Annotated in this window: 10 protein-coding genes; 8 read left to right on the top strand and 2 right to left on the bottom strand. The window is 36.5% G+C overall.

From position 1 onward, the window contains the following. Nucleotides 1-270: 270 nt before the first annotated feature. The 7 genes from J2Z23_RS13345 (at nt 271) to J2Z23_RS13315 (ending at nt 7,930) form a co-directional block, all read left to right on the top strand. On the top strand, nt 271-1,164 hold the full coding sequence (locus J2Z23_RS13345) for an ArsR/SmtB family transcription factor (RefSeq protein ID WP_064468952.1): 894 nt from the start codon (nt 271-273) through the stop codon (nt 1,162-1,164). A gap of 333 nt (nt 1,165-1,497) precedes the next feature. Beyond that, entirely contained in the window at nt 1,498-2,775 is a 1,278-nt protein-coding gene (locus J2Z23_RS13340; protein ID WP_209974194.1) for an ABC transporter substrate-binding protein, read from the top strand. Between the two features lie 70 nt (nt 2,776-2,845). Then, nucleotides 2,846-3,784 (top strand): carbohydrate ABC transporter permease, encoded by a 939-nt coding sequence (locus tag J2Z23_RS13335; RefSeq protein ID WP_238482761.1) that lies wholly within the window; start codon nt 2,846-2,848, stop codon nt 3,782-3,784. Nucleotides 3,785-3,812: 28 nt separating this feature from the next. Beyond that, on the top strand, nt 3,813-4,649 hold the full coding sequence (locus tag J2Z23_RS13330) for a carbohydrate ABC transporter permease (RefSeq protein ID WP_064468954.1): 837 nt from the start codon (nt 3,813-3,815) through the stop codon (nt 4,647-4,649). 294 nt (nt 4,650-4,943) lie between these two features. Beyond that, nucleotides 4,944-5,408 (top strand): VanZ family protein, encoded by a 465-nt coding sequence (locus J2Z23_RS13325; protein WP_209974192.1) that lies wholly within the window; start codon nt 4,944-4,946, stop codon nt 5,406-5,408. Nucleotides 5,409-5,456: 48 nt separating this feature from the next. Then, entirely contained in the window at nt 5,457-6,350 is an 894-nt protein-coding gene (gene galU / locus J2Z23_RS13320) for a UTP--glucose-1-phosphate uridylyltransferase GalU (RefSeq protein ID WP_082881496.1), read from the top strand. 740 nt (nt 6,351-7,090) lie between these two features. After that, on the top strand, nt 7,091-7,930 hold the full coding sequence (locus J2Z23_RS13315) for an EcsC family protein (protein ID WP_057983582.1): 840 nt from the start codon (nt 7,091-7,093) through the stop codon (nt 7,928-7,930). 375 nt (nt 7,931-8,305) lie between these two features. Here the strand turns inward: J2Z23_RS13315 and pepF are convergent, their stop codons facing one another. Beyond that, nucleotides 8,306-10,111 carry an oligoendopeptidase F gene (gene pepF, locus J2Z23_RS13310; protein WP_209974190.1) on the bottom strand — a complete coding sequence of 602 codons (1,806 nt, stop codon included), beginning with the start codon at nt 10,109-10,111 and terminating at the stop codon, nt 8,306-8,308. 119 nt (nt 10,112-10,230) lie between these two features. Further along, entirely contained in the window at nt 10,231-10,665 is a 435-nt protein-coding gene (locus tag J2Z23_RS13305) for a hypothetical protein (RefSeq protein WP_064468956.1), read from the bottom strand. A gap of 1,389 nt (nt 10,666-12,054) precedes the next feature. On the opposite strand from J2Z23_RS13305, the gene J2Z23_RS13300 reads away from it, so the two are divergent. Beyond that, the coding region (locus J2Z23_RS13300; RefSeq protein WP_209974188.1) for an SH3 domain-containing protein at nt 12,055-12,708 on the top strand (654 nt) is incomplete at its 3' end.

Here is a 12,708-nt window from a genome sequence, read left to right as displayed (position 1 = left end):
ATGGACAATAAAAGTAAGATTTCTTACGTTTTTCTCAAACTTAATATAACATTATAATATGTTTCGTTACAAGTTTAATTAAAATAATAATATTTAAATTGTATTTTGTTATTTAGTGGAATTATCATTTAATACTTCTAGCCGAATGTTGTCGCGGATAAAACCTTCGCGCATTTCTTTCAGGCAATATTATTCCATGTTATATTGTATTTAAGGTAATTAAACTGTAATAAAGTTGAGGTGGTTAGAATTAAAAATTTACATCTGAACATGGATAATGCTGTTGAGGTATGCAAAGCAATCGCGAATGAACATCGAATGAATATTTTAAAGGTATTGAGCACTGGACCACATAATGTGAATGAACTCTCCGAAAAATTAGGGCTGCCATTCTCTACAACGGCGGTTAATGTGAAAAAATTACAAGATATGAATTTAATTACGACTGAATTAATACCAGGGCGGGGAACACAAAAAATTAATACAAAGAATTTCGATCGAATTATTATTGATCTTTTTCCTGAGGATCAAATAGAGGAGGGGAATATGATTACCTTTGATATGCCGATTGGTGAATACATAGACTGTCAGGCTGAACCGAGTTGTGGCATAGTTGGGATGGATGATTATATTGGAATGCAAGATGACCCACGTTCATTTTATGAAACGGGAAGAAAACACGCCCAATTACTTTATTTTCGTGTTGGTCATGTTGAATATCGTTATCCTAATCGCCTTCCTTATGGTGCTAAAGCAACGGAGCTGGAATTTAGTGCAGAGATTTGTTCGGAAGCTCCCTATCACAAACTTGATTGGCCATCTGATATCACACTGTGGATTAACGATATTGAGATCGGTACCTGGACTTCACCCGGAGATTTTGGAGGGGAAAGAGGTTTTAATACACCGAAATGGTGGGGATTACATTTTACCCAATATGGCCTCTTGAAAAACTGGAAAATTAGCAAGGACGGGAGCTTTCTAGATGGTGTAAAAATCTCGGATGTTACAGTAAATGAATTAAACCTTGATGAGAAGCCTTTTATTTCACTCCGTTTAGGGGTCAAGAAAGATGCTGTGAATGTAGGTGGATTAAATTTATTTGGCAAGGAATTTGGGAATTATCGGCAAGGGATTATTATGAATTTGCGTTATGTAGATTAGATGTGAGAGGCTTCGATTGTCCAATAAGTCTACCACTTTGAAAAGGTGAAGGGTGATATGATCCCTACGCCTTTTTTATTTGCGAAGTAGGTTCAACTTTCTAATAAAATTGCCAAAAGGCTCCATTTACTAGAGAAAGAGAGTTTTTTAGCGAGTGTTAATATCTAGAAAACTATCACGTTATCCGAAAAATAAACAAACTAATTTAGAGAATTCTTCTTTCAATGTTTTTTTATTAATATAATAAAAAAATATTATTACAATTTTTATTGCAACAAAACATATAAACATGTTATATTGTGTTTGAAATCATTTTACGAGGAGGAAGTAAAATTGAAAGCGTTAAAGAAGCTTGCAGTTATCGTGTTAATTTTATCTGTGATTTTAGCGGGCTGTTCTTCCAAAGCAAAAGATGGAGATACAGCTAGTACAGGGAAGAATGGAAAACAAATTGAATTAAAATATTGGGTACCTTTTAGTGGATCTGATGGTAAATATATGGAAGAAATGGTGAAGGAATTTAATAATTCACAAGATGAAATTAAAGTCGAATTTATGAATAATAACTGGGATGATTATTATACAACGCTGAAAACATCACTTGTTTCTAATTCAGCTCCAGATATAGCTGTTTCGCATATTTCACACCTATCTGAGCTGATTCCAACAAAAAAGATTGAACCGTTGGACGAGTTAGCGAGTGATGCTGGTCTTGATTGGTCCACATATGCTGATAATCAAGAAAATGCGGTTATCTTTGACGGAAAACATTATGCTATTCCTCTAGATACTCACGCTGTAATTATGTTCTACAACAAAAAATATCTAAAAGATGCAGGTCTTCTCAATGAGGATGGCTCGATTAAAATGAATCAAGGTGCAGACGGATTTACGGCAATGCTGAAAATTTTGAAAAAGGAATTGCCAAACGATGTAAGCCCTCTAATTATTGGCTCAAATAATGTATTTACTTTTTGGATTTGGGATGCATTATTGAACCAACAAGGAGTTACCTATCTTGAAGATGGTAAGGCGAATCTAACCTCACCTGAAAGTAAGGAAGCAATGAACCTATTAAAAACTTGGTTAGATGAAGATTTAATGCCTGCAGATATTGGGGATAATAGTTACGATATTTTCAAAACACAAAAAGCAGCCATTACTTTTACTGGTGTATGGGCGACAGGGAACTTTGAAACTGAGGAGTCACTTGATTTTGCAGCTGTTCCATTTCCACAATTATTTGGTCAGCCCGCGGCATGGGGAGATTCTCATACGCTAATCGTGCCAAAGCAAGATGATCGCGAGAAAGAGGTTGCTGCTGTTAAGTTTGCTGACTGGTTAGCTGAAAATGGTGTGATGTGGGCAAAAGCAGGGCATGTCCCATCTAAACCATCTGTCATTGAATCTGAAGAATATCAAGAAATGCCTTATCGGGCGGATTATGCCTCTGTTATGGATATTGTTAAATATATGCCAGATACACCAAAGCTAGGGGCGATCAATGATGCCATTCTTGAATCATTGGTTAAAGTAAACTATGGACAAGCTACAGTAGATGAAGGATTAGAAGAAGCACAAATAAAAGTAAATGAATTGTTAAGCAAATAATCGTTATTATCATGTTGATGTGGGATGCCAATGGTTATTCCGCATCATCTTTTTTGAAAGGGTGAATGCCTTGTCTAAGATAAACGCTGTGCTTCAAAACGAGAAGCTACGTAGTCACAGTAAAAATAAAATATTAAGGAAGCGAAAAAGAAAAAATTATTTAACTGCCCTGGTTTTTCTAGCTCCTTTTATGATTCTATATTTATGGTTCTGGGTCTATCCGATTATCCAAGGGTTTTTAACTAGTTTAACAACAGGATCTTATGGAGTTGAACAGAACTTTGCAGGATTAACCAACTACAAATACATGTTAACAGATGAGAAGTTTTGGGCCTCCTTTGGTAATACGCTTTATTTTATTGTGATTTCGACGCCAACGATCGTGATTTTTGGGTTGCTTATGGCACTATTGGTAAATGCAAAATTAAAAGGGACTACTTTTCTCAGAAGCGTTTATTTTATGCCTTATATGTTGTCTGTTTCGGTTATTGCCAGTATTTGGGTGTTTATTTTACAATCAAAAACAGGGCTTTTGGCAGAAACATTAAGTATATTTGGGATTACAACACAGATCTCATTCTTTGGGAGTTGGGGAATGGGGTGGCTGTCAATCTTGATTGCTACGTTATGGTGGACTGTCGGTTTTAATATGATTCTGTTTTTAGCAGGATTGCAAGAGATTCCTGAAGAGTTATATGAAGCAGCAGATATAGATGGAGCCAATGGTTGGAACAAGTTTCGCTATATTACTATGCCTTCATTAAAGGGAGTTACGACATTAGTTATTATCTTGCAGACGATCGCATCTTTTAAGCTATTTGGACAAACATTTTTGATTACCAACGGTGGACCAGGTATTTCAACGACACCGCTTGTCCATTATATCTATCAAATCGCTTTCCGCCAGTGGGATATGGGTTATGCAACAGCTGTATCATTTGTATTATTTTTCATTATTTCATTAATCTCTGTTATTCAATCAAAATTGCTGACTGATAAAAAATCATAGAGAGATGAAATAGGGAGGTGGACAACAAGTGAAAAAAGAAAGAAGGACAAAGAGTAGATTTTGGGTGTATGTCTTAGCTTATGCCATTGCCATTATTATGCTATTGCCAATGTTATGGATGTTAATTTCAGCTTTTAAAGCGCCAGGTTCAACTGTAACCGTTATAAGTAAGCTACTCATGCCCCCATACACTTTGGATAGTTTTATAGAAGTATTGAAACCAGATGGTACAGCGATGATGTGGAGATGGACTTTGAACAGTGTGATTGTTGGGGGCGTACAAACAGTCGTTACGGTTTTGTTTAGTTCATGGGCAGCCTATGCAGTTTCAAGAATTGAATTTAAAGGAAAAAAACTTCTTATCGCTTTTATTTTAGCCGGTTTGATGGTCCCAATGGAATCGATTGTTGTACCTTTATTCAACATGATTGTTGATCTGGATTGGGTTAATTCGTATAAGGCCCTTATTTTACCCGGAATGATGTTACCACTCGCATTTTTGATCTTAAAGCAGTTTATTGATCAATTACCAAAAGAACTCCTGGAGGCAGCGGAAATAGACGGTGCTGGTCCGTTTCTCACTTGGTGGAAAATTATTTTCCCACTATCTAGCAGTTCAATGGCAGCGGTTAGTATCTTCGTTTTTGTCCAATCTTGGAATAACCTACTATGGCCGCTATTGGTTGCACAAGAGACAAAAATGATGACATTACCAGTCGGTATACCGACGTTTCAAAGTAATTTTGCAACTGACTTGGCTGTTCCGATGGCCTCAAATGTGGCTGCCAGTATCCCTGCATTAATAGTATTTCTACTATTCCAACGTCATATTATTAAAGGGATTTCAATGACTGGAATAAAATAATGTTGAAAATTTAGAAGGCTGTTAGGTTTTTTTACCTAGCAGCTTTTTTACTTAGAAAGATTTTTGTTGAAAAATTAATTACCCATGAAGCATGGTATAATCAAATAACAGAGTTAGATGAAATAAAGAGTCCATTAGAGATGATGTTTTGATTAAAGTCTCTTTCACATGGGAGTATGCTTCGATGGTACTACCATAATGCTTGTCATTGATATCAACTCAAGATGGCTCACCTAGCAACTCTTGCATATAAAGTGCTTTGAGGAAATGTAGACTCAAAATTAAGGAGTTAGTATGAAGTCTTATTATAAGTATATTTTTTTCTTATTGGCATTACTTTGGATGGTGCTAATCTTTACTTTATCTGATCAACCAAGAGCGGAGTCAAGAGTGTTAAGTTTAAATTTAACAGAGAAGGTTATGACAACGATAAAGAAGGTTTCACCCCAGCTGGAGGTTAGTGAAGTACGATTGCATCATCTTATTAGGAAGAGTGCACATTTTTTTGCTTATTGTTTCCTAGGGATCCTAGTGTGTTTTGCTATTAAGCGGATGAAACTAACGCAAGCTCGTGGTATTGGATTGGCTTTGACCATTTGCATTTTGTTTGCTATTTCTGATGAAACACATCAATTATTTGTGTCTGGACGTGGAGCTGAGATCAAGGATGTAGTGATTGATAGTGCTGGGGCTAGTTTGGGGATTGGTTTGTATTTATGTATGGCTAATTTAGTGAAGAGATTTTCAAAAGATGTATAAATCGCTATTTTTTACTGCAGTTTTTAATTGCAGATTGGGGGGAAGAATTTGAAAGTCAGAAAAGCAATTATTCCAGCAGCAGGATTAGGAACGAGATTTTTGCCAGCAACAAAAGCGATGCCGAAAGAGATGCTTCCGATTTTGGATAAACCGACCATTCAATATATTATCGAAGAAGCGATTGCCTCAGGAATTGAGGAAATTTTGATCGTGACTGGGAAAAGTAAAAGGGCAATTGAGGATCATTTTGATCGTTCTTTCGAATTGGAGAGTGAGCTTGAGAAGAAGAATAAACTCGATTTGCTTGAGCTCGTACGGGGAATCTCCAATATGGTAGATATCCATTATATTCGGCAAAAAGAACCAAAAGGACTTGGTCATGCTATCTCCTGTGCGAGAACTTTTGTCGGAAATGAACCATTTGCTGTTCTTCTTGGAGATGATGTTATATATAATGAGGAGAAACCTTGTTTGAAGCAAATGTTAGAGGCGTACGAACAATATGAAACATCCATACTAGGGGTTCAAGAAGTAGAGGCAGAAAATGTACATAAATATGGAATTGTAGATGGTGAGAAGCTCTCTGCTCATATTTATTCTGTGCGAGATTTAGTGGAAAAGCCAGACCTTGAGGAGGCTCCTTCGAATATTGCCATTTTAGGTCGTTATATTATTAATCCTAGTATTTTTAACATACTTGAGCGAACACCACCAGGAAAAGATGGGGAAATCCAATTAACCGATTCTCTAAGAGAGCTAGCACAAATTGAAACGATATATGCTTATCAATTTGAAGGAATACGCTATGATGTCGGCAACAAATTAGGCTTTTTAGAAGCAACAGTAGAAGCTGCTTTACGTCGCCAAGATATACGGGATAAATTTCTTCATTATCTTATCGAGGTTGTCGAGAAGGAAAAGGCGAAGGGTAAGCATAAGTAGCTTTATAATAGGAATGTTTTATTGACAAACTTATAGGAATTATTTTACAATAAATATAAAGTCAACGAATAGTCCCTAAAGGGGAGTAGCTTTTATAACAAGGTCGTCATTACGGAGTATTATGCTCTCGGCCTTGTTGGCAACAGATTGTTGTTAGCGAGACCTTTACCAATTGGTAATGGTTTCACCTTGAGAAAAAGCCTTTACCAGTAAATGGTAGAGGCTTTTTTCGTGAATTTAGCTTTTAAATGATAGATAAATCGTAAGAAAAAAAGAGTTTTATTTGAAAAAAACTATAAAAAACCTTTAGAAGGGTATTAATTGATACTAAGAAAGTGCGTATCAATTTTAGGAGAGATTGTAATAACATTGTATAGGACTGGTGAATGTATTGGAGGTCACCACTTATTTAAAGGTATTATAAGCAATAATTTAGCAGAATAGATGCGAATGAATCAAAGCTCGGTCAAAGTTGAAAAGTTTTTGGTACATCTAAGAATTCGAATCTGAAAAATCCTACAACCATTATTTTAGGTTACCCATAAAACTCACCATTTCAACTAGGGAGATATTTTATCGTTTGCTAACAAGGCTTATTTTTTACACTGGAGATGGAAAATAAGGATCAAATTATGCCCCGCATCGTCTCCAGATAAACGTGAAATAATATTAAATAGAAAGTGGATTTTTCGTTGAAATGATATCCGGCTTTCTATAGGCAGGAAGGATGAAGCATTAGAATGGAAACATCAGCGCAATTAGTAGATGAATTAAAAGAGATTGAAAAATGGGAGAAGTCCCAAAAAGGTTTATGGTTTTGGGAGAGAATTGGTCGTCTTCCTTTCCAGCTTTTAGACAAACTTACACCAACTTTTTTACAAAGAAAATTGGGCGTTCTTCTGGACGAGTTAGGTCAATATATTCAATCAGGGGGAAGATATTTAAGTTCAGTGTCATCATTAAAATCCTATTACCCGCACCAAAATATTCATACATTAGAGGATTTGGAATCAATCCCAGTAAAGCAAATGGATGATGCTGTTAAGAAACTGAGAAAAAGTCGAAAGCGACTTGCAACCTTTCAAGGAGCGAGCACAGGAATTGGCGGTTTCATCACCATATCGATAGATATTCCATTCCTATTAGGTCTTCAATTAAAAACTCTTCAAGATATTGCTATTTGTTACGGATATCATCCGAATGATCAAAAGGAAAGATTATATATATTAAAAATCCTCCAACTTGTTTCATCAGATATTATTGGAAAGCGAACAATCTTAAAGCAATTATCCCTGATAGATTCTCCTGATGAAGCTGCTCGTAGAGATATTATTTCGGAACTGCAAGGGTGGAGAGAAGTGGTTATGACTTATCGAGATCAAGTTGGCTGGAAGAAGCTATTCCAAATGATCCCTATTATTGGCGCGATTTTCGGAGCTATGACTAATCGTTCCACACTCCATGAATTATCAGAGGCAGGGATGATGCTTTATCGAAAGAGAAGGATTAAAGAACGTTTAAGACAAAACGGATACAACATCATTAAACCGGGAAGCCAATCAGAAAATAAAAGTGAGTAAATTAATAAAAGGCTGAGACAAAAATATTTGCGCCAAAGAAAAGCCGAACTATTATATGCATATAAAACCACTTCGGAAATATACTTGGCTTTTCAAAGGTGGCTGGTGAGCTTCCTAAGATCTACAGGATGTAGGTCACGAAGGCGTTGCGACGTACAAGGAAGTACTAGTGTAGGTGAAGCAACAGGAAGTTGCGCTTTGATCCTGCCGCCAGGACGGCGCGTAATTAGCCTTTGATCCTCCTTTGCACTCTGGAATCTCACCGATGCCTTACCTTATCTCCTACAGGAGACTACGTATATTTCCTACGCTATGGTATCATCATTCGTCTTTGATGCTTACTATTTTAATTATGTCCCAGCCTCCTGCAAGTGGTTAGCCAATTTCCTCGGTGAGCTTCTCGATTTGATCGATCAAATCACCAATATAGCTAATTGTATCCCGTAGCGGCTGATCTGTTGTAATATCAATACCAGCCATTTTTGCTAGTTCAGCCGGATTTTTAGAGCCACCAGCCTGGAGGACGTTCAACCAATCCTCGACTGCCGGTTTTCCTTCATTTAGCACACGTTTCGCCATTTCTGTGGAGATCGTTAGACCGGCGCTGTATGTGTAAGGATACAAGCCCATATAATAATGTGGTTGGCGCATCCATGTTAATTCAGCACCGTCATTGATAATGACGTCTTCTCCCCAAAACTCTTCTAGGACGCCTCTTTTTAATTCATTTAAAATAGTGGCATTGACATTTCCACCATCATCAACAATTTCGTAAACCTTCCGCTGATAGGCTGCTTCAAGCAGATGAGTGACGAAATTATGATAGTAGGTACGTGAAATGATCGAGGATAGTACCCAGCGTTTGAATTTTGGATCCTCAGAATTTTTTAACAGATGGTTAGCCATCAGCATTTCATTCATGGTCGATGGAGCTTCAATAAAGTACATGGAGGCATCCCCGTTAAATACACTTTGATTTTTATAAGCATTATAGAAATGTCCGGCATGTCCAAGCTCATGTGCAAGAACAAATACGTCTTCCATACTTCCCGTCCATGAAATCAAGATATAAGAATGATTGCCGTATGGACTAGCACAGAAGGCCCCTGTTGATTTTCCAGTGTTTTGGGCGAAATCGATCCACCGTTCTGAATAAGCTCGATCCACCATATCTGTATAATCTTTTCCCATGATGGCAAGAGCATCGTCAATATATTTCTTCGATTCCTCAATTGTCACTGTTGGCTCATAAGAAGGATCGACAGGAATTTTTAAATCAGCAAAGGTCATTTCATCTAATTGATGAATTTTTTGTAGAAGCTTTGCATATTTTCGCATATGTGGAGCTAACTCTTTCATGATCACATCAATTTGACGATTATACATGGAACGATCAACATCTTGTTCCATCAATAGGTAGTCAATGACAGATTGATATCCCCGCAAGTCGGAAGTCGTTTTTTCCATTTGTAAGTGCATGTCATATGTTTTGGCTGTTGTATGTTGATAATCGCGCAATTTAGCAGAAAACGCAGCAAATGCAGCACGTCTCTTTTCTGAATCAGGATTTGATTCCCAACTGCCTTCAAAAGAAACATAGCTTAATGGATAATTTTCATTATTCACTTTAAAATCTGGAAATTTCATATCTACTAATTTTGTTGTGTTATATAAGCTATAAGGTGACTCAAAAGTAGATGAGAAAGCTGCTAATGTTTTTTCAACTTCAGGATGAAGCTGGTATGGTTTTTTCTTAATAATATCTTTTAATAGGACAGCAAAATCTTCTGAATGGGCACTTGCATCCTGTAAAACTTCTATTGATAGCTCTGATAGTTCACTCATGAGAAAAGAAGTTTGGCTGGAAATTTTCGCAGCAACAGAACTAAATTTGCTATCTCGCATTTGTGCTTGATCATCCGTTTGATCTACACTAGCTGCAAGAGAGGCATATGTACCAATTGGAATAAGTTGCTCATAGAGTTTTCTATATTCGTTTAATGCTTTTATTGCGGAATCTGCGTCCTGAATTGTGCCCTTGTAGGCATTAGCAAATTCTGCTGCCTCTTTCCCTACAGTTTCCAAAGCCTGTTCATAAGCTTCGTCAGTTGCAAATAAATCTTTTAAATTCCATGTTTCTTCTTTTTTAACTTGTGCGCGTGTAGGTAAGCTTTGTACCAATTGGCCCCACTCCTTTGTTTGGAAAATTTCTAACTCTCTTATTAGTATAATATATAAAGTGAAATGTTCCAAAAAGGAAATCCCTCTTTGTAATGATCAAGAGGGATTAAATGCATACGCTATTCGATGATTGTAAATGTGCCTTCTGTTACGTATTCAAAATCCTCTTTAAACATCCGAACAATATAATCTCCTGGTTCAAATTCTCCGTCTTCATCAACAAGATGAAATTCATAAAGCAAGCTATTCCAGGTTGGATCAACGGAAACTTCCCAATCATCATAAATAGTTTCACTGCCAAAATCATCTTTTATTAACGTAAAATGGATCGTTGTCGTTTTAAAATTTGATGATGTTTGGGCTTCAAATAAAAAATCTTCGTCTTGTTTAAAAATTCTTTTCTCTTGTGAGATTCCATCATCGAAAGTTCCTGTTCCAAAGATAATAACATTATTACCCTCTAACAATGAAGCTAGGAGGCTACAGCCTGATAGCATGGAAACAAAAAGAATGATCGTTATTAATTTACTAGTCTTCAATAAAATACTATTCATTTTTTGCATACTCCTCATTATGAATATTGCAGTAAGTATCCATAATAGTGGTCTCTAAATTTAAAGTAAATGGGCCTTCCCCACTGTTAAGCGAATTAGGAGTGATCTCTAACTTAATTGGGATTTAAGGTTTAACCATCTAAGAAAGTGGGAAAGGTACATTGAGTCAATAAATTAAACATCTGCGTAATCATAAAAAAGACTTGCTATTCATAAAGCGATTTAATTACTTAACAATCAGAACAATATATGTATAAAAAATTAAATAGTACAATTGAATAAAAGTGGTCCTAAAGATTGTAGTTAAAAAGACTTATTTCGAGAAAAGTTGGTAATATTTGCCGATTTTTGCATATTTTTGTATATTAAACTTGGAATGTATTATATAATTTAAAGTAGAAAGGAGGATTTAGATCGAAAAGGACATTTTACCTATTACATAATTCAGTGTAGTCAACGGTATTTTTGGATAAATGATTTAGTCTTGCAAAGTAATTGAGCGAGATTGAGTCCTACTCTAACTTATGGTTGATAAGGACACTTCTTTTAATATGCAAGTAAAGGCTTCTCTAATATGTATATTACTATCAAACTAGCAAGAGGGACTTCAAGCATAGTGATAATGGACTTCCAAAATAATGCTAATGAAAAATGTAATAGTAACATTAAGGGGGAGTTAGCCTAGCGTCAAAAACGTGGTCTCAAACAATATAGCTCCATCTAACATAACATACAAGAGATCTACAATTGGACGTTTGCAGCTGGTATTTTATCTCGTATCAACAAAAAAACAAAAGCAAAGGTAAATGGATAAGCGGATATGTAAGTACAGGCAAGACTAACATACCAGCAAACCATCTACCCTACCGCCCTCTGTATCGGAAACAAGAGTGTTTCCATGACATGGGCTCGACTTAACATTGCCATATTCATATTTTGGGGAAAATGTGATATGGCTCGCGTCTCATTACAGAAAGAATCGAAAGGAAAGTCAATTGGAAAACTGAATATGTGATAAGTCAATATTTCACAGGCAAGACGATCACAATCCAGAAAAACTATCTACCTCTTCATCAGTCAAGTGAATGCAGGTTCGACTTTAAATCTACGCAATAGTACAATGCCAACACTCAATTTGGGAAGTTGATTGAAAGGCACAAATTTACTTCCTAAGATTCTAATGTAAAGACATGTCGTAGTCAGTATATTATGATAAAGGTCTCTGATCCAAAAGTAAAGGGGCCTTATACACTGTCATGAAAGGGGTCCAAGGTCTGAAATGAAGGGAATTAATATGCAAAAAGCTGGGCGTTTTGCTCGTTTGTAGCTTCATTTGTATATTAAACTTGGACTATAGTATTATGATTCGCATCTAGAAAGGAGAGTCCAATGAAAAAAAGAGTCATTTTACCTACCTTATGTTTTGCTGTCTTGTCTACTGTAGCCTTTGAACAGACGATTGAGGCTGCTGAGCCACCAAGTGGGATTGAGTCGCAACATAATGTGAGGTATGTCGCAGTCGATCAAGGTTCTAGTCTGAACATGCGGGCCGAGGCTTCGACAAATGCATCTGTTGTTAGTAAATTAGCTAACGGAACATCTGTTACAGTGCTCTCGGAGGCAAATGGTTGGGCGAAAATTAATGCCAATGGCAAGACAGGATATGTAAGTAATCAGTTTTTAAATGGGCAAAAAGCTGCTCCTAAGTTAGCCACACCTAAGCAAACATCTGTTAAAACTGAAACAAAGTATGTCTCCGTAAATACGGGATCTATTTTAAATTTACGCAGTAGTGCTAGTACAAGTGCTTCAATAATTGGGAACTTATCGAATGGTACAGCAGTAACGGTTCAATCAGATTCCAAAGGTTGGGCGAAAGTAACTGTAAACGGAAAAACGGGATATGTAAGTAGTCAATATTTAACAGGCAAGACGAACACAGCCCCAACAAAACCGTCTACATCCACACCAGCAAAGACGGAAACAAAATATGTATCTGTTAACTCAGGTTCTAAATTGAATCTACGCAGTGGTGCTAGTACA

The sequence above is a fragment of the Lederbergia galactosidilytica genome (assembly GCF_017873565.1).
Taxonomy (GTDB): domain Bacteria; phylum Bacillota; class Bacilli; order Bacillales; family Bacillaceae_C; genus Lederbergia; species Lederbergia galactosidilytica.
This window is presented reverse-complemented; position numbering and strand designations above follow the sequence as displayed.